This is a genomic window from Oleiphilus sp. HI0128 (assembly GCF_001635365.1).
Genome location: NZ_LWGG01000672.1, coordinates 1 through 914 on the forward strand (window position 1 = coordinate 1; position 914 = coordinate 914).

Annotated in this window: 1 protein-coding gene; it reads right to left on the reverse strand. The window is 42.3% G+C overall.

Annotated elements, in window-relative coordinates:
• Positions 1-200 precede the first annotated feature (200 nt).
• Positions 201-644, reverse strand: a complete 444-nt coding sequence (locus A3763_RS08350; RefSeq protein WP_068633741.1) for a hypothetical protein — start codon at positions 642-644, stop codon at positions 201-203.
• Positions 645-914 lie beyond the last annotated feature (270 nt).

Sequence of the window (914 nt, forward strand, 5' to 3'; positions counted from 1 at the left end):
AGCCGGTAACACATTGAACAATTACAACTGGTAATTGATTCTAGTAGCATGTCTGCTGTTATAACGATATTACCGCAATGACAAGTAGCTTTGACCATGTTTCCTCCTTGAACACTTAACGCCTTTAGCTGCGGCGAGCGATAGCGAGTCCAGCCCCGGGGCCTTTTCCGGGGCGAGGCAGGCTAAACTTGTTAGCTGATTTAATTTTCGGACCAATCCCATTTTACTATTTTGGATTGATACCCTGTACCAATGGTACTGCAGCTTTTAGCTAAGACTTGTTTATTTTTTACTGACCATACATGTTCTTGGCAAGGAGGCAAAAACATCAGCTCTATTACTCCATAACCCGCCCAACTAATTAAGCCAGTAGCTGCTGCACTTAAAGCGATACCAGAACCCAAAGCTTTTTCGCCCCATAGATTTTCCGTACTTTGGGGCTCTCCCCAAAGGCTTTTAGCATCATCTAATGGAATGCTAATTCGTGGTTCAGAGAATAAACCATCCTGAGGTTGTAACTCGATATGCTGACTTTGTAGTTCACTTAAACTTTTGCCGTAATCGTAATCTCCAATTTCGGTCTTTACCATTGAACTACAACCTGACAATAAGGCTAAAACTGCAATAACAAATATGTGCTTCAATTTAACTCCTTTTTTACAGCTAACGCCTTTAGCTGCGGCGAGCGATAGCGAGTCCAGCCCCGGGGATTTTTCCGGGGCGAGGCAGGCTAAACTTGTTAGGCTTTTTTATTCGCATATTTCTCGGCTACTTTTTCAGATAATTCAAGAATGGTATTGGAAGCACTCTGATAGGTATAAGGTCCATCCGGGCGATAATATTTTGCTTCTCTTGAGCTAATGGTCCAGTAGATTTTTTTAATGCCCAAAGTTGAACATAGATTCTGCATGGTA